Source organism: Streptomyces sp. NBC_00525, from assembly GCF_036346595.1.
GTDB lineage: Bacteria > Actinomycetota > Actinomycetes > Streptomycetales > Streptomycetaceae > Streptomyces.
The window spans coordinates 4,518,407-4,534,927 of record NZ_CP107834.1 but is presented as its reverse complement, the minus strand read 5'-3'; the positions used below and the strand labels follow the sequence as shown (position 1 = coordinate 4,534,927).

The 16,521-nt window shown below is 70.7% G+C and carries 14 protein-coding genes; 2 read left to right on the top strand and 12 right to left on the bottom strand.

Features of this window, described 5'->3' with window-relative positions; genetic code table 11:
- Positions 1-194: 194 nt before the first annotated feature.
- The 4 genes from OG710_RS20285 to OG710_RS20270 all read right to left on the bottom strand — a co-directional run bounded on the left by OG710_RS20285 (position 195) and on the right by OG710_RS20270 (position 4,045).
- Entirely contained in the window at positions 195-2,318 is a 2,124-nt protein-coding gene (locus OG710_RS20285; RefSeq protein WP_443064276.1) for a peptidoglycan binding domain-containing protein, read from the bottom strand.
- 154 nt (positions 2,319-2,472) lie between these two features.
- Positions 2,473-2,928, bottom strand: coding sequence for a DUF6113 family protein (locus OG710_RS20280; RefSeq protein WP_330240593.1), 456 nt, complete (start codon positions 2,926-2,928; stop codon positions 2,473-2,475).
- A complete protein-coding gene (mshB, locus tag OG710_RS20275) occupies positions 2,925-3,824 on the bottom strand; it encodes an N-acetyl-1-D-myo-inositol-2-amino-2-deoxy-alpha-D-glucopyranoside deacetylase (RefSeq protein WP_330240592.1) in 900 nt (299 codons plus the stop codon). The genes OG710_RS20280 and mshB overlap by 4 nt, the downstream gene beginning before the upstream one ends.
- Positions 3,825-3,850: 26 nt before the next feature.
- Positions 3,851-4,045, bottom strand: coding sequence for a hypothetical protein (locus tag OG710_RS20270; RefSeq protein ID WP_111337987.1), 195 nt, complete (start codon positions 4,043-4,045; stop codon positions 3,851-3,853).
- A 209-nt stretch (positions 4,046-4,254) separates the two neighbouring features.
- Here OG710_RS20270 and OG710_RS20265 point away from each other — a divergent pair, with 209 nt between their 5' ends.
- Positions 4,255-6,336 (top strand): prolyl oligopeptidase family serine peptidase, encoded by a 2,082-nt coding sequence (locus tag OG710_RS20265; protein ID WP_443064333.1) that lies wholly within the window; start codon positions 4,255-4,257, stop codon positions 6,334-6,336.
- Position 6,337: 1 nt separating this feature from the next.
- Here OG710_RS20265 and OG710_RS20260 read toward each other — a convergent pair whose 3' ends face one another.
- From OG710_RS20260 to OG710_RS20235, 6 genes are all read right to left on the bottom strand, one after another.
- Positions 6,338-7,399: a hypothetical protein gene (locus OG710_RS20260; RefSeq protein WP_330240590.1), complete on the bottom strand. Its 1,062-nt coding sequence runs from the start codon at positions 7,397-7,399 to the stop codon at positions 6,338-6,340.
- An 88-nt stretch (positions 7,400-7,487) separates the two neighbouring features.
- A complete protein-coding gene (locus tag OG710_RS20255; RefSeq protein WP_330240589.1) occupies positions 7,488-8,735 on the bottom strand; it encodes an ABC transporter ATP-binding protein in 1,248 nt (415 codons plus the stop codon).
- The gene (locus tag OG710_RS20250) at positions 8,725-9,702 is read right to left on the bottom strand and encodes an ABC transporter ATP-binding protein (protein ID WP_330240588.1); all 978 of its coding nucleotides are present in this window, start codon (positions 9,700-9,702) and stop codon (positions 8,725-8,727) included. Before OG710_RS20250 ends, OG710_RS20255 begins: the two co-directional genes overlap by 11 nt.
- 13 nt (positions 9,703-9,715) lie before the next feature.
- On the bottom strand, positions 9,716-10,690 hold the full coding sequence (locus OG710_RS20245) for an ABC transporter permease (protein ID WP_330240587.1): 975 nt from the start codon (positions 10,688-10,690) through the stop codon (positions 9,716-9,718).
- The gene (locus OG710_RS20240; RefSeq protein ID WP_330240586.1) at positions 10,683-11,606 is read right to left on the bottom strand and encodes an ABC transporter permease; all 924 of its coding nucleotides are present in this window, start codon (positions 11,604-11,606) and stop codon (positions 10,683-10,685) included. The genes OG710_RS20245 and OG710_RS20240 overlap by 8 nt, the downstream gene beginning before the upstream one ends.
- 98 nt (positions 11,607-11,704) lie before the next feature.
- Positions 11,705-13,336, bottom strand: coding sequence for a peptide ABC transporter substrate-binding protein (locus OG710_RS20235; RefSeq protein ID WP_330240585.1), 1,632 nt, complete (start codon positions 13,334-13,336; stop codon positions 11,705-11,707).
- Between the two features lie 320 nt (positions 13,337-13,656).
- Between OG710_RS20235 and OG710_RS20230 the strand changes: the two genes are divergently transcribed.
- Positions 13,657-14,193 (top strand): hypothetical protein, encoded by a 537-nt coding sequence (locus OG710_RS20230; protein ID WP_330240584.1) that lies wholly within the window; start codon positions 13,657-13,659, stop codon positions 14,191-14,193.
- Between the two features lie 126 nt (positions 14,194-14,319).
- Here the strand turns inward: OG710_RS20230 and OG710_RS20225 are convergent, their stop codons facing one another.
- Both OG710_RS20225 and OG710_RS20220 read right to left on the bottom strand, forming a co-directional pair.
- The gene (locus tag OG710_RS20225) at positions 14,320-15,465 is read right to left on the bottom strand and encodes an ABC transporter ATP-binding protein (protein ID WP_330240583.1); all 1,146 of its coding nucleotides are present in this window, start codon (positions 15,463-15,465) and stop codon (positions 14,320-14,322) included.
- Positions 15,458-16,516 carry an ABC transporter ATP-binding protein gene (locus tag OG710_RS20220; protein WP_111337978.1) on the bottom strand — a complete coding sequence of 353 codons (1,059 nt, stop codon included), beginning with the start codon at positions 16,514-16,516 and terminating at the stop codon, positions 15,458-15,460. The genes OG710_RS20225 and OG710_RS20220 overlap by 8 nt, the downstream gene beginning before the upstream one ends.
- Positions 16,517-16,521 lie beyond the last annotated feature (5 nt).

The window sequence follows — 16,521 nt, the reverse complement described above, 5'->3', positions numbered from 1 at the left end:
TGGCCGTACGCGGGGTGCGCGCGGCAGAGCCGCCGGTCGTGGAAAAGGGATGACAGATGTCATGCCGCCGGTGTGACACGGGCGCGGGCCGGGTATGCGGCGGCCCTGCGGCGCGGGCGCGGGCGGCCCGGAAACGGCTGCCGCCCCCGGCCGGGAGTCCGGTCGGGGGCGGCAGCCGTGCGGTGCGCGGCAGGTCAGCCGTTGCCTTCGAGGTCGATCGTGACGGTGCGCTCGGCCTGGGTCTTGCCGAGCAGCGCGCCCTTCATCGCGTAGGCGATGTCGTCCGCGCTGAGCTGGTGCTTCTTGCCGTCGCCCTTGGTGATCATGACGCCGTCGAAGACCCCGGCGCAGAGCCGGTCGATGGCCTTCTTGTCGTAGTGGTCGACGAGCTTGCCGTCCACCGCGACCATCGAGAGGATCTGCGGCAGCGACTTGGCCGGGCCGAAGGGGATCTCCCTGCCGCCCGCCCTGATGATGACCAGCCCGGACATCGCGGGCTCCGCGAACTCCTTCATCGCCCGGTCCAGTTCGGCCTGGGAGACGGTGGGTTCCTTGGTGACGACGGGCAGTTCGACGCTCTTGGTGCTGCCGGTCTCGACCTGGGCGCGGTAGGCGTCCCGGACGGAGACCATCGACTTGTTCACGTCGATCGCCTTGCCCGCCTTGCCCGGTACGGCGACGGCCTTGCCCGGTACGAACTTGATCGTGGCGTCCTTCGCGGTGCCGGAGGCGCCGGCCAGGTCCTGGAGCGCGACGCCGAGCTTCTCCTCGTCGATCGGGAAGACCGGCTCGACGGTCCGCGCGCCGCCGAAGAGCGAGCCGATGACGGAGACCGGGTTGTAGTCGCTGCCGGCCGCCGCGCGCACGGTGGCCTGGCTGTCCAGCGAGAGCCCGGCCTTGTCGGGGGCGAGCTCGACCTCCTTGCCGTCCACGGTCAGCTTGAGCGGGGTCGCGGCCCGCCCGGCCAGCGCGGCGTCCAGCTTCTCGACGCCGTCCTCCTTGGTGCCGCCGCCGATGTCCACACCGAGCACGGTGGTGCCCTTGGGCACGTCGGAGTGGTTCATCAGGAGCCCGGCCCCGTAGGCGACGCCCAGCAGGCAGACGGCCGCGACGCCGAGGAGGACCAGCTTGGAGCGGCCCTTCTTGGCGGGGGCCGGCTTCGGCGCGGGACGGGCGGCCGGGGCGGGCTGCGCGGGAGCGGCGCCCGACGGGCCCGCGCCCTTCGGGTCGCCGGGGACCACGGGCATGCCGCTGTTCAGCGTGTCGCCCGAGACGTTCTCGCCGGGGCCGGCCGGGGCCGCGAACTGCGGGGTGAGGATGGCGGTGTCGTCGGACATGCGCGGCGGCACCCCGCCGGTCAGCGGGCCGCCGGGGCTCTGCGGACCCATGCCGGGCGGGAACGGGCCGGGCCCGTCGAGGTTCGGCGTGAGCGGCGAGATGCCGGGCACCGGGCCCGTGGTGGGGCCGGCCGGTCCGGGCGTACGGACGCCGAGGTCGGGGGCGGTACGCGGACCGTCGGGGGCCGCGCCGGGCCCCGTACCGCCCGAACCCGCCGGGAAGTCGCGCTGCGGGCCGTCCGAGAAGTACGGCAGGTCGGTACGGGGGCCCGAGGGCGGGGAGACCCGCCGGGGCAGGGTGCCCCCGGGGCCACCGGCGACCGGGCCGCCGGGCACACCCGAAGCACCCGAAGCACCCGGACCGGCCGGAGCATCGGAACCACCGGCGCCCGCGAGGCCGCCGGGACCACCCGCGAGGCCACCGGGCCCACCGGCACCCGCGGACCCACCGGCTCCGGCTTCGCCCACGACCGGCGCCGTGAAGCCCGCGCCGTCCGTGTCGCCCGGTCCGTCCGCCGACGGCTTCGCGGCCGCCGGGGGCTTGCGCGGGGCGAACCAGTCGCTGCCGCCGCCCTCCTTGGCCGGCTTCTCGCCGGAGTCCGCCGCCGCGTCCTCGCCGGGCTCCGCGGCCGGGGCCGGGGAGGCAGCCGGGGCGCCGCCCTGCGCGGGGGCGCCCGGACGCGGGGTCGAGCCGGTGCGCTCGGTGCCGCTCTCCGCCTCACTCATGGGCGTACGCATGACAACCGGCGGGATGGGGCGCGAGCCCGGAATGTTGATCCGGATACGCGTCGTCAGGGTCGTCTCGGTCTTCGGCTCTTCGGAGCGGTCCGGACCGGCAGATTCCGGGGCCCCTTCCGGGGCGTCCTGCGACGGGTGCGTCGACGGATACTGGCGTGATCCGTACGGCGGCGTACCCGAGGGGTACGCGGCTCCTCCGCGACCCTGGGGCCCGGAGGACGAACTGTCAGTTTCACGACTCAAAGCAGGTTCTCCCGATTGGCTCCGCCGCCCGTACTTCCCCCGTGCCACAGCCCGGGCGCGCGAACCACCATACTGGCCGCCGCCGAAGCACACCGCGCGACCGGGGGAAACGACTGCGCACCCCCTGGACGGGCAGGGGGCATGACGGGGCACACTACTTGGCAGGTCGGCCGCTGTCGGCCCGCTGCCGGGGCGATCGCGGCATGGTGGCACAGATCACAGCAAGGCCCATTCCGCCCAGCATGAAAAGCCCCAGGCCGAGCGCGTCACCGAAGACATAGTCCCCTTCGGGCCGCCCACTGAGCAGAACAACGATGGAAACCAGCCAACCTGCGGCGGGGGCCAGGGCTCCGGGCTGGGTGCCCGTCAGCGTGCGCCCGCCGTAGAAGAGGCCGGCCGTGCCGACCAGGGCGATCAGCAGCCCGCCGGGGAACCAGGCGGCCTGGACGAGCGTGCCCGCGATGCCCACGACCGCTCCGAGGACCGCCAGGCCGAACAGGACGGCGATCCGGGCGGGGTTGACCGGCGCGGCCAGGCCGGTGGCCGGAATGTCCCTCTTCTGCGTTTCGGTCCGGTCGCCGCCGGCCCGCGCCCTGCTGCTGCCGCTCACCGCTCGGCTCCCGGCACGCCCGCGAACAGATCGTCCTCGCGCTCACCGGCCGGGGCGCCCGGGGCGCCGGAGGCCAACTCGTAGTACTCGGTGGTGAAAACGGGCTGGCCGAGGTCGTTGGAGAGGGCGAAGTAGAGCCCCTGGAGGGCGATCTGGGTGGCGTGCGCACGCATGGCGGCGGCCTTGGCCCGCTCGTAGCCCGTGCCGTCGATCACGGTGGTGATCAGGGCGTCGTCCACCACGCCCGGTACGTCGCCGATCGCGGCGATGCCGGGGAAGGCGTCGGGGACCTCGGCGCGCAGGGCGGCGAACCGCTCGTCGGCGACCGAGCGCGGCACCCGGTTCCAGTAGACCTTGGCGACGGCGTGCGGGGCGGCGGCGCCGGGGCGGTACGCGGCGTCGGCGGCCAGTTCGGCGGCGCGGGTGGCGACCCGGTGGGTCTGGATGTGGTCGGGGTGGCCGTAGCCCCCGTCCGGGTCGTAGGTCACCAGGACCTGGGGGCGCACCTCGCGGATGACGTCGACGAGATGCCCGGCGGCCTCGTCCACGTCGGCCGCCCAGAAGGCGCCGGGGCGGTGGTTCTGCTCGGCACCCATCATCCCGGAGTCCCGGTAGCGGCCGGCGCCGCCGAGGAAGCGATGGTCGGTGACGCCCAGCTCCCCCATGGCAGCCGCGAGTTCGCCGCGGCGGTACGGGCCGAGGGTGTCGTCCCGGTCCGCGGCGTGATGGGCGAGCGCGGGCGGGATGACCTCGCCCTCCTCGCCGAGTGTGCAGGTCACCAGCGTGACCAGGGCGCCTTCGGCCGCGTACCTGGCCATGGTGGCGCCGTTGTTGATCGACTCGTCGTCCGGGTGCGCGTGCACCAGGAGCAGTCGCCGGGCGGGAAGGTCCGTCATGGGGACCACCCTACGAGCCCCCGGCGTCAGAACTTCAGGCCCCCGATCATGCCGGCCACGTTCGTGGTCAGCTCGGAGATGGTGGGCGCGATGGTGGAATCGGCGAGATAGAAGCCGAGCAGCGCGCAGACGACCGCATGTCCTCCCTTCAGTCCGGACTTCCGGATCAGCAGGAAGACGATGATCGCCAGCAGCACCACCGCCGAAATCGAGAGCGCCACAGCGGTTCACCTCCATCTGTACGGTCGGGCACGGGCAGCACGCGTGGAGCCAGCAGGTTCATACCCACCGAGCGCTACGGATCATAACTATCCGTGGCACCGCATTGATCGGGGCACAGCAGCACGAGGGGCGCACGGACGGAGCGGGCCGATAGGTTCGGCGCATGACTTCGCCAGAGATCACGTTCCCGCTCCAGTCGGCACGGACCATGAGATTCACTCTCGGGGCACCTCGCGCGTTCACGGTTTCACCCGACGGTGGACGCGTGGTCTACGTGCGCTCGGGTTCCGGCACGGACCGCTCGGGCCGGCTCTGGGTCCTTGACCTGACCGGGGACGGGGCCCCGCGGGAGCGCCTGGTGGCCGATCCGCGGGCGCTGCTCGGCGGTTCGCCGGAGCGGCTGTCGGCGCGGGAGCGCGCCCGCCGGGAGCGCAGCCGGGAGGGGTCGTCCGGGATCGTGGGCTACGCCGTGGACGCGGCGGCCGAGCTGGCCGCGTTCGCGCTGTCGGGGAAGGTGTACGTGGCCGATCTGCTGGGGGGCACGGCGCGTGCGCTGCCCGTCCCCGGCCCGGTGATCGACCCGCGCCCCTCCCCGGACGGGCGACACGTCGCCTATGTGTCCAAGGGTGCGCTGCGGGTCGTGGGTGTGGACGGCGAGGCGGACCGGGTGCTGGCCGAGCCGGAGGACGACCAGGTCACGTACGGGCTCGCGGAGTTCATCGCGGCCGAGGAGATGGGCCGCCCACGGGGCTTCTGGTGGTCGCCGGAGTCCGACCGGCTGCTGGTGGCGCGCGTGGACGAGAGCCCGGTCCGGCGGTGGTGGATCGCGGACCCGGCGCACCCGGAGCGCAGGCCGGCGGAGGTCGCGTACCCGGCGGCCGGCACGCCCAACGCCGAGGTGGGGCTCCAGGTCGTGGGCCTGGACGGCAAGCGGGTCGACGTGACGTGGGACCGGGCCCGGTTCCCGTATCTGGCGCGGGTGCACTGGTCCTCGTACGGGGCTCCGCTCCTGCTCGTCCAGGCGCGGGACCAGCAGAGCCAGCTGTACCTCGCGGTGGACCCGGAGACGGGTGCGACCCGGACCGTGCACGTGGACGAGGACGAGGTGTGGCTGGAGCTGTTCCCCGGTGTGCCCGCGTGGGCGCCGGACGGGCGGCTGGTGCGGGTCACGGACGAGGGCGGGGCGCGGGTCCTCGCGGTGGGCGACCGGACGCTGACCGGGGCGCAGCTGCACATTCAGTCGGTGCTGGACATCGGGGACTCGGACGTCCTGGTGTCGGCGTCGGCGGGCGCGGAGGCGGAGGCTCCGGAGGTCGGCGAGAGCCATGTGTACCGGGTCAACGAGCTGGGCGTCGAGCGGGTCTCGGCGGGCGTCGGCGTGCACACGGCGGTCCGGTCCGGGCGGGTGACGGTGCTGGTTTCGACGTCGGTGGAGCGGGCAGGCGCGACGGCGAGGGTGCTGCGCGACGGCACGGAGATCGCGGTCGTCGCGAGTCACGCGGAGCGGCCGGTGCTGTCCGCGCGGCCGGTGCTGACGGAAGGGGGCGCACGGCGAATTCCGTGCGCCGTGCTGCTCCCCACCCACTATTCGGAGTCTGATGGTCCGCTTCCTGTGCTGATGGACCCGTACGGCGGGCCGCACGGCCGGCGGGTGCTCGCCGCCCACAATCCGCACCTCACCTCGCAGTGGTTCGCGGACCGGGGCTTCGCCGTGGTCGTCGCGGACGGGCGCGGTACGCCCGGCCGTTCCCCGGCCTGGGAGAAGTCGGTCAAGCACGCGCTGGCGCTCACCGTGGAGGACCAGGTGGACGCCCTGCACGCGCTCGCGGAGCGGTTTCCGCTGGATCTCGGCCGGGTGGCGATCCGGGGCTGGTCCTTCGGCGGCTTCCTGGCCGGTATGGCGGTGCTGCGGCGGCCGGACGTCTTCCACGCGGCGGTCGTCGGCGCCCCGGTGACCGACCAGCGGCTCTACGACACGCACTACACCGAGCGCTATCTGGGCGACCCCGCGGAGCAGGCGGCGATGTACGCGTACAACTCGCTGGTCACCGACGAGGGTCTTTCGTACCCGGAGAAGCAGGTGCGTCCGATGATGATCATCCACGGGCTGGCGGACGACAACGTGGTCGTCGCGCACAGCCTGCGGCTGTCCTCGGCGCTGCTCGCCGCCGGCCGGCCGCACGAGGTGCTGCCGCTGAGCGGGGTGACCCACATGACCCCGCAGGAGAACGTGGCCGAGAACCTGCTGCTCCTCCAGGTGGACTTCCTCAAGCGGTCGCTGGGGCTCTGAGCTACCAGCCGGGCGGCGGCTGGGAGGGCGGCGGGGGCGGGCCGAAGCCGCCGCCGCCCTGCGGGTAGCCGTAGCCGGGGGGCTGCTGTGCGGGGTACGGGGGCGCGGCCTGTCCGGGGCCCCAGCCCGGTCCGCCGCCCCACGGCTCGCGGCCCGGTCCCGGCGCTCCGGCCCCGCCGGGCACCGCGAGGGCGATCAGCGCGGCCACGGCGGCGAAGCCCTGGAACATCCAGCTGAGCACGGTGAGTTGCATCTCGCCGGGCAGCACGTCGAAGTGGTCGAACATCTCGAAGTGCACGATCCGCATCACGCCGAGTACCGCGCCGGGCAGCAGCAGCGCGGCGGCGATCAGGCCGAAGGGGCGCGCGTGCGTGGCCCGCGCGACGGCGCTGATCCCGCAGAACAGGCACAGCAGGGCCAGCAGCACGGCGCCCCAGCCCGCCGGGGCACCGGTCAGCTGCTGTCCGATCCGGTCGCCGCCCGTGTACCACTCGGGGAACAGCTCCGGATACCGCACCATCTGGCGGATCTCCCAGGCGATCAGCACCGCTCCGGCCGCGCCCAGGGCCAGGAACGCCAGGACGCCCGCACCCGGTCCGGGCCTGGTGGGCAGCGGCTCGTGGGAGTCGGCCGGGGGCCTGCGGCCCGCCCCGGCGGTGATGATCATCGCGGCGCCCGCGGCGAGGGCCACGAAGACGCAGATCAGGGCCCGTGAGCGCAGGTCGTCGGAGTAGCCGGACTCCATGCGCCGGTTGCCGATCGTCCAGAGTCCGGGGAGCCGGACGCCGATGGTGACCACCCCGGCGGCGACGAGCGCGGGAGCGGCGACCGCGGTGCGCAGGGAGGCCACGGCGACGGCGACGTACACCACGAACAGGACGACGTCCATGGCGGAGGTCGCGGGCATGACCCACAGATCGGGTTCGTTGAATCCGGCCCAGTACCGCCACAGTTGGCTGAAACTCGTCGCTCGAACGTCCCGAATCAGCCAGCACGCGACGATCACCGCGAGCAGGGCGGACAGCACGGCTCCGGTGGCTCTCGCTCCGCGGGTGAGTATCATCCCGTCGATACTTCCGTGCGCCCGCCCTCCGGACAAGAGGGCCGACACCGTCCGTATCACGGTGCGCCGTACACCGGTTGACGCTGCGTCAGCGCACCCGGCTGCTCCCGGAGGGCGGCGGCGGGCCCTGCTCCTCGCCGGGGAGCGCCGTCCCGGCCGTCCCGCCCTCGCCCGGCTCGGCCCCTTCCTTCCCCGGCTCCGCCGCCGCGCGCGCCGCCCGTGCGGCCGCGTCCTCCTGGCCGTCCTCGCCCGGTACCGCCTCCAGCGTGCCCTCCGGCGGGACCACCCGCTTCTCCTCCGCGAAGTGGCAGGCCGAGTCGTGCCGGGCGGGCGTGTCCGTGTCGCGGAAGACCGCCGGGACCGCGAGCAGCGGCACCTCCAGCTCGCACCGCTTCTGCGCCTTCCAGCAGCGGGTGCGGAAGCGGCAGCCGGAGGGCGGATTGGCGGGCGAGGGCACGTCGCCGTGCAGGATGATCCGCTCGCGGAACTCGCGCGCCATCGGGTCCGGCACCGGCACGGCGGACAGCAGCGCCTGGGTGTACGGGTGCGTGGGGTGGTCGTAGATCTCCGCGTCCGTGCCGATCTCGATGAACCGGCCGAGGTACATGACGCCGACCCGGTCGGAGATGTGCCGCACGATCGACAGGTCGTGCGCGATGAAGACGTAGCTCAGGTTGAACTCCGCCTGGAGCCGGTCCAGCAGGTTGACGACTTGGGCCTGGACGGAGACGTCGAGCGCGGAGACCGGTTCGTCGGCGACGATGATCTCGGGGTTCAGGGCGAGGCCGCGGGCGATGCCGATGCGCTGGCGCTGGCCGCCGGAGAACTGGTGCGGGTAGCGGTTGATGTACTCCGGGTTGAGGCCGACGACGTCCAGCAGATCCTGGACCTTGCGGCGGCGGCTGCCCTTGGGGGCCACCTCGGGATGGATCTCGTACGGTTCCCCGATGATGTCGCCGACCGTCATGCGCGGGTTGAGCGAGGTGTAGGGGTCCTGGAACACCATCTGGATGTTGCGGCGCACGGCCTTGAGCGCGCGGCCGGACAGCTTGGTGACGTCCTCGCCCTTGTACCGGATGGAGCCGGCCGTCGGCTTCTCCAGGTGGACGAGCAGCCGGGCGACCGTCGACTTGCCGCAGCCGGACTCCCCCACGACGCCGAGGGTCTCGCCGGCCCCGAGGTCGAAGGAGACCCCGTCGACCGCCTTGACCGCGCCGATCTGCTTCTTGACGAGGATGCCCTGGGTGAGCGGGTAGTGCTTGACGAGGTCGCGCACCTCCAGGATCGGCTCGCCGCCCGTACGCGCCGGGGTGCTCCCCGCGTGGTCAGCGTGCATCGAGCGTCTCCTTCCAGAAGTGGCAGGCGCTCTGTCGGTGCTCGGCCACGTCGTACAGCGGCGGCACGTCGGTGCGGCACACCTCCTGGGCCATCGGGCAGCGCGGGTTGAAGGCGCAGCCGGGCGGGATGTGCAGCAGGTTGGGGGGCAGGCCCTTGATCGCGTACAGCTCCTGGCCCTTCTGGTCCAGGCGCGGGATGGAGGCGAGCAGGCCCTTGGTGTACGGGTGGGCGGGCGCCTTGTAGATGTCGTGCACGGGCGAGGTCTCGACGATGCGGCCGGCGTACATCACGGCGATCTTGTCGGCGACGTCGGCGACGACACCCAAGTCGTGGGTGATGAGGATCAGGCCCATGTTGAGTTCGCGCTGGAGCTCCGCGAGGAGGTCCATGACCTGCGCCTGGACGGTGACGTCGAGGGCGGTGGTGGGTTCGTCGGCGATGATCAGGGAGGGCTCCAGGGCGAGCGCCATCGCGATCATGATGCGCTGGCGCATACCGCCGGAGAACTGGTGCGGGTAGTTGCCGACCCGCTCCTTGGCGGCCGGGATGCGGACCCGGTCCATCAGCTCGACGGCCTTGGCACGGGCGTCCTTGCGGGACATGCCGCGGTGCACGACGTACATCTCGCCGAGCTGTTCGCCCACGGTCAGGACGGGGTTGAGGGAGGAGAGGGCGTCCTGGAAGATCATGGCCATCTCCTGGCCGCGGATCTTCCGGCGCTCCTCCCGCTTCATCTTCAGCAGGTCGCGGTCCTTGAACAGGATCTCGCCGCCGCTGATCCTGCCGGGCGGCATGTCGAGGATGCCCATGACGGCCTGGGCGGTGACCGATTTGCCGGAGCCCGATTCGCCGAGGACCGCGAGCGTTTCACCCTCGGCCACCGAGTAGTTGACGCCGTTGACGGCCCGGACGATCCCGTCGCGGGTGTGGAACTCCACGTGCAGATCGCGTACTTCGAGCAGCATGGCAGCGGACTCCTCAGCGCAGCTTGGGGTCGAGGGCGTCGCGCACCGCGTCGCCGAGCATGATGAAGGCGAGCACGGTGAGGGCCAGCGCGCCGGCCGGCCAGAGGAGCATGTGCGGGGCGTTGCGGATGTACTGGGACGCCGCCGAGATGTCGATGCCCCAGGAGACGGCGGGCGGCTTGAGGCCGACGCCGAGGAACGACAGGGTCGCCTCCAGGGAGATGTACGTGCCCAGCGCGATGGTCGCCACGACGATGACCGGGGCGACGGCGTTCGGCGCGATGTGGCGCAGCATCATCCGGCTGTTGGAGGCGCCGAGGGCGCGGGCCGCCTGGACGTAGTCGTTGTGCTTGGCGGTGATGACGGAGCCGCGGGCGATGCGGGCGATCTGCGGCCAGCCGAGGAGCACGATGAAGCCGACCACCGGCCAGACGGTGGAGCTGGTCACCACGGAGAGGAAGACCAGGCCGCCGAGGACGACGGGGATGCCGAAGAAGATGTCGGTGAGGCGGGAGAGGATCGCGTCCCACCAGCCGCCGAAGAACCCCGCGAAGCCGCCCAGGACGCTGCCGATGAGGGCGACGCCGAGGGTGGAGCAGATGCCGACGGTGACGGAGTTGCGGGCGCCGTACACGACGCGGGTGTAGACGTCGCAGCCCTGTCCGTCGTAGCCGAAGGGGTGGCCCGGCTGGGAGCCCTCCTGGGCCTTGCCGAGGTCGCAGTCGAGCGGGTCGCCGGAGGCGATGAGCTGCGGCCAGATCGAGATGACCACCAGGAAGAGGATGATCAGGGCGGAGATGATGAAGATCGGGTTGCGGCGCAGGTCGCGCAGGGCGTCGGACCACAGGCTCTGCGGCTTGGTCTCCGGTCCGGTGCCCTCGGGACCGCCGGGCGTCTTCTCCAGGCTGTCGCCCTCGTCGAGCGCGAGGTCCATCGGGCCGCCCGTGCCGGCCGCCGAGATCGCCTCGTCCGGTGTCTGGTCAGGCATAGCGAATCCTCGGGTCGAGTACGGCGTAGAGCAGGTCGACGATCAGGTTGGCCGCCAGGAAGACGAGCACCAGGATCGTGACGAAGCCGACGACGGTCTGCGAGTTCTGCCGCAGGATGCCCTGGTAGAGCTGGTAGCCGACGCCGTGGATGTTGAAGATCCGCTCGGTGACGATCGCCCCGCCCATGAGCGCGCCCACGTCGGTGCCGATGAAGGTGACGACGGGGATCAGCGAGTTGCGCAGCAGATGCCGGATGACCACGCGGCGCCGGGGCAGGCCCTTGGCGGTGGCGGTGCGGATGTAGTCGGCGCGGGTGTTCTCGGCGATCGAGGTGCGGGTGAGCCGGGTGACGTATGCCAGGGAGACGGAGGCGACCACCAGGCCGGGGATGATCAGCTCGTTGAGGGGGGCCTCCGGTGAGACGGAGGGCTTGATGACGCCCCACTGGACGCCCAGGAGCAGCTGGAGCAGCAGACCGGTGACGAAGGTCGGGATGGAGATGACGATCAGCGTCAGGATCAGCACGGTGGTGTCCACGGGCCGGCCGCGGCGCAGGCCGGTGACGACGCCGAGGCTGATGCCGATGACGATCTCGAAGAAGATCGCGACGAGGGTGAGGCGGATGGTGATGGGGAAGGCGGTGCCCATCAGCTCGGTGACCTTCTGCCCGTTGAACGCGGTGCCGAAGTCGCCGGTGAAGACGTTGCCCATGTAGGTGAGGTATTGCTGCCAGACCGGCTTGTCGAGGCCGAATTCGGAGCGGAGTTGGGCGGCGGTCGCCGGGTCGCACTGACGGTCGCCGCAGAGACCCGCGATGGGGTCGCCCATCACGTTCACCATCAGGAAGATCAACAGCGTGGTGCCGAAGAAGACCGGGATCATCTGCAGCAGCCGCCGGATCACATAACGTCCCATGAAGGGCTCCGGGGGTCGCGGGGGTCGGAGGCTGGGGAGTCGGGCGACGGAGCGGCCGGGCGGCCTGCGCCGTCGCGCGCGGGCCGCCCGGCTGTTCCCTACTTGACCTTGATCTGCTCGTACACCGGGACGCTGAACTGGTTCAGCGAGACGTCCGTGATGTTCTCCGAGTAGCCGGCGCTGCCGTTCTGGTACCAGAGCGGGATGACGGGCATCTGTTCGACCATGACGCGCTCGGCGTCCTGGAACGTGGAGACGGCCTTGGCCTTGTCCGTCTCGGCGTTGGCCTTGTCGACGAGGTCGTCGAACTTCTGGTTGCTCCACTTCCCGTCGTTGGACGAGGCGTTGGTGTAGTAGACGGGCTGGAGGAAGTTCTGGATCAGCGGGTAGTCCATCTGCCAGCCGGCGCGCCAGGGGCCGTTCAGCTTCTGCTGGGAGACCTGGCTGCGGAAGTCGGCGAAGGTGCCGATGGGGGCGCCGACGCAGGCCCGGTTGTTGCCCATGACCTTGTTGATGCTGTTGCAGACGGCGTCGACCCATTCCTTGTGCGAGCCGGTGTCGCCGTTGTACGCGATCTTGAGCTGGCCGCCGGGGATGCCGCCGCCCTCCTGGATCAGCTTCTTGGCCTCGGCGGCGTCGTAGGTGCACTCCTTGCCGCAGAGGCCCTTCTTGAAGCCGCCGTCCGCGCCGAGGACCGGGGATGTCCAGTCGGACGCGGGGGTGCGGGTCTTCTGGAAGATCTGGTTGGTGATCTGCTCCCGGTTGATCGCCATCGACAGGCCCTGGCGGACCTTGGCCCCGCCGGGGGTGTCCCACTGCTTGTCGTAGAACGGGAACGCGAGGGTCTGGATGATGCCGGCCGGGGTGTTGATGTAGCGGTCGCCGAGGTCCGACTTGACGTTCTTGAGCTGGGAGGCGGGCACGTCGTCGACGAGGTCGAGGTTGCCCGCGGTCAGGTCGGTGTAGGCGGTGTTGTTGTCGGTGTAGACCTTGAGGTCGATGCCGCCGTTCTGCGCCTTGTCGTCGCCGGGGTAGTCGTCCCACTTGCGCAGGCTCATCGAGGAGCCCTTGGTGTACTTCTCGATGGTGTACGGGCCGTTGCCGACCGGCTTGGAGAGCCAGCCGGCGTGGTCGGTGAAGAAGGACTTGGGCAGCGGGGCGAAGGCCGGGTAGCCGAGCGTGTCGGGCCACAGCGAGAACTTCTGCGACAGCTTGACGGTGAACGTCATGTCGTTGACGATCTTGAGCCCGGACAGCGAGGTGGCGCTTGCCTTGCCGGACTCCGGGTGGACGTCCTCGTAGCCGTCGATGTAGCCGAAGAAGTAGGCGTTCTTCTGGTTGTTCTTCAGCGCGGCGCCGTAGTTCCAGGCGTCCACGAAGGACTTGGCGGTGATCTTCTCGCCGTTGCTGAAGGTCCAGCCGTCCTTCACCGTGACGGTGAAGTTCTGGTTGTCCTTGGTCTCGATCTTCTCGGCGAGCATGTTCAGGGCCTCGCCGGTCTTCGGGTCGTACCTCTTGAGACCCCGGAAGATCATGTCGAGCACCTTGCCGCCCTGCACCTCGTTGGTGTTGGCCGGCTCCAGGGGGTTCTGCGGGTCGCCCCACGAGGAGCTCACGATTCCGTCGGCGCCACCTCCGCCGCCACCGCTGTCGCCCCCGCCGCAGGCCGTCGCCGCCAGGGCGACGGCCGCCGCGCATGCGGCCCACTTGACGTGTGTGGCTCCGCGCATGGAGTGCCTCCTCATAGTGCTCCGGCTCACGTGAGGATAAATATCACCCTATAACGGTCCCGATGCATACATACACCCGCCATACGTGTCATCAAGGGTGCAAAAGGGGCCGTAGGGCGGGGGTGCGGACGCACTCCACGAGGCCGGGACGCCGGGCGCGGCACCGGCGCGGTTCCCCGCCCGGCGGGGCGGCGGGAACGGAATCCGCGCTTCCCCGCACAGAACCTCAATACTCCATCAATTCCCTTACATATCACCGGTGTTCATCCATAACGTGACGCGTGCACCACCCGAGAAGGCCCACGTACAGGAGGACCTGCGTGAAGCGCGTCATCAGTACCACCCTCACCACCGCTCTGCTCGGCGCCGGCATCGTGGCCGGGGCCGCCGCCCCCGCGGTGGCGGGACCGGCCTGCGACAGCAGCCCCATCTACTCGATCGGCGACAAGAAGACCGTCTGGCGCGCCACCCAGGTGCACAGCGACTGGGCGAAGCCCGGCGTGACCATCTCCTACGCCAAGAACAAGACCGGTTCCTGGACCGCGACCGGGACGGCGACCGTCGGCGCCGAGGCGGGCATCATCTTCGCCAAGGCGTCGACCTCCTTCAGCGTCTCCGTCGGCAAGACCTGGTCCAAGTCGGACACCTGGACGTATGCCGCCAAGGTGGAGAAGAAGAAGGGCAAGACCCGCGGCCGGCTGATGATGTACCACGAGGCCAAGGGCTTCAGCGTGACGAAGTACCGGATGGTGCCCAAGAACACCGGCGGCTGCAAGAAGAGCAAGGTCTGGAAGAAGAGCAACAACATCGCCCCGGTGAAGCGGAACAACAACCTCTGGGGCATCCAGTACCAGTAGCACGGCGGGCCCGGCGCGAACCGTCATGAACAGCGGAGGGTGACGGACCGCCCGGACGGCCCCGGTACGACGACGAAGGCGCCCCGGAACCGATGGGTTCCGGGGCGCCTTCCGCCGTGCGCGGCGTTACGAGGCCGCGCCGACCACGTCCTTCTCCTCCGCGAAGTGGCAGGCCGACTCGTGGGCGGCCGGCGACTTCGTGTCCTTGAAGCGCTCGGGGACCGCGAGGAGCGGCACCTCGGTGGCGCACTTCTCCTGCGCCTTCCAGCAGCGGGTGCGGAAGCGGCAGCCGGACGGCGGGGTGGCCGGCGAGGGGACGTCACCGCTGAGGATGATCCGCTCGCGGCCCTCGCGGGCGGCCGGGTCGGGGACCGGGACCGCCGACAGCAGCGCCTGGGTGTAGGGGTGCGTCGGGTGGTCGTAGATCTGGACGTCCGTACCGATCTCGGCCATCTTGCCGAGGTACATGACGCCGACCCGGTCGGAGATGTGCCGCACGATCGACAGGTCGTGCGCGATGAAGAGGTAGGAGAGGTTGAACTCGTCCTGGAGCTTCTCCATCAGGTTGACGACCTGCGCCTGCACCGACACGTCGAGCGCGGAGACCGGCTCGTCGCAGATGATGATCTCCGGGTTGAGCGCGAGGCCGCGGGCGATGCCGATGCGCTGGCGCTGGCCGCCGGAGAACTGGTGCGGGTAGCGGTTGATGTACTCCGGGTTGAGGCCGACGACGTCCAGCAGGTCCTGGACCCTGCGCCGCCGGTCGCCCTTGGGGACCACCTCGGGGTGGATCTCGTACGTCTCGCCGATGATGTCGCCCACCGTCATACGGGGGTTGAGCGAGGTGTACGGGTCCTGGAACACCATCTGGATGTTGCGGCGCACGGCCTTCAGCGCGCGGCCGGACAGCTTGGTGATGTCCTGGCCCTTGAAGAAGACCTCGCCCGCGGTGGCCCGCTCCAGCGTCATCAGGAGCTTGGCGACCGTGGACTTGCCGCAGCCGGACTCGCCGACGATGCCGAGGGTCTCGCCCGCGTACAGGTCGAACGAGATGCCGTCGACGGCCTTGACCGCGCCGACCTGCTTCTTGAAGAGGATGCCCTGCGTCAGCGGGAAGTGCTTGACGAGGTTGCGCACCTGGAGGATCGGCTCGCCCTTCGACACGGGCGCGTCGATGGCGGCAACGGCCTCCGCCTCGCTCGCCGCGTCGACGGTCTCGACGTCGGAGACGTTGGGCGTGGCGTCCACGGGCTCCTTCGAGATGTCAGCCATGGATCGTCTCCTTCCAGAAGTGACAGGCGCTGCGGCGGCCGGCCAGCTCGGTGCCGTCCTGTCCGGTCACCGGCTGGAGGGCCGGGATGTCGGAACGGCAGATGTCCTGGGCCACGGTGCAGCGCGGGTTGAACGCACAGCCCGAGGGCACGTTCAGCAGGTTGGGCGGCAGGCCCTTGATCGCGAAGAGCTCCTGGCCCTTCTGGTCCAGGCGCGGGATCGAGGCCAGCAGACCCTTGGTGTACGGGTGCGCGGGCGCCTTGTAGATGTCGTGCACCGGGGCGGTCTCGACGATCCGGCCCGCGTACATCACCGCGATCTTGTCGGCGACGTCGGCGACGACACCCAGGTCGTGGGTGATGAGGATCAGGCCCATGTTGTACTCGCGCTGGAGCTCCGCGAGCAGGTCCATCACCTGGGCCTGGACGGTCACGTCGAGCGCGGTGGTCGGCTCGTCCGCGATGATCAGGTCCGGCTCCAGGGCGAGCGCCATCGCGATCATGATGCGCTGGCGCATACCGCCGGAGAACTGGTGCGGGTAGTCCGAGACCCGGGCCGCGGCGGCCGGGATCTTCACCTGGTCCATCAGCTCGATGGCCTTGGCGCGGGCTTCCTTCTTGGACAGGCCCTGGTGGACCCGGAACATCTCGCCGAGCTGGTAGCCGACGGTGAGGACCGGGTTCAGCGAGGAGAGCGCGTCCTGGAAGATCATGGCGATCTTCTGGCCGCGGATCTTGCGGCGCTCCTCGTAGGACATCTTGAGCATGTCCTGGCCGCGGAAGAGGATCTCGCCCTGCGGGATCTTTCCGGGCGGCATGTCGAGGATGCCCATGATGGCCTGCGCCGTCACGGACTTGCCCGAGCCGGACTCACCGAGGACGGCGAGGGTCTCGCCGGCGTCCACGCTGTAGTTGACACCGTTGACGGCCTTGGCCACACCGTCGCGGGTGTGGAACTCCACGTGCAGGTCACGGACTTCGAGCAGGGGACCGACGTGGTCGTCCCCCCGGCGTGCGGACGGGACTTCGGCGGTCTTGTTGATGGTGGCCACGTTCG

Excerpts from the sequence above, each read along its gene's own strand:
- mshB (WP_330240592.1), bottom strand. The coding sequence starts at position 3,824 with ATGACGGACCTTCCCGCCCGGCGACTGCTCCTGGTGCACGCGCACCCG.
- OG710_RS20265 (WP_443064333.1), top strand. The coding sequence starts at position 4,255 with ATGAGATTCACTCTCGGGGCACCTCGCGCGTTCACGGTTTCACCCGAC.
- OG710_RS20260 (WP_330240590.1), bottom strand. The coding sequence starts at position 7,399 with ATGATACTCACCCGCGGAGCGAGAGCCACCGGAGCCGTGCTGTCCGCC.
- OG710_RS20255 (WP_330240589.1), bottom strand. The coding sequence starts at position 8,735 with ATGCACGCTGACCACGCGGGGAGCACCCCGGCGCGTACGGGCGGCGAG.
- OG710_RS20250 (WP_330240588.1), bottom strand. The coding sequence starts at position 9,702 with ATGCTGCTCGAAGTACGCGATCTGCACGTGGAGTTCCACACCCGCGAC.
- OG710_RS20245 (WP_330240587.1), bottom strand. The coding sequence starts at position 10,690 with ATGCCTGACCAGACACCGGACGAGGCGATCTCGGCGGCCGGCACGGGC.
- OG710_RS20240 (WP_330240586.1), bottom strand. The coding sequence starts at position 11,606 with ATGGGACGTTATGTGATCCGGCGGCTGCTGCAGATGATCCCGGTCTTC.
- OG710_RS20235 (WP_330240585.1), bottom strand. The coding sequence starts at position 13,336 with ATGCGCGGAGCCACACACGTCAAGTGGGCCGCATGCGCGGCGGCCGTC.
- OG710_RS20225 (WP_330240583.1), bottom strand. The coding sequence starts at position 15,465 with ATGGCTGACATCTCGAAGGAGCCCGTGGACGCCACGCCCAACGTCTCC.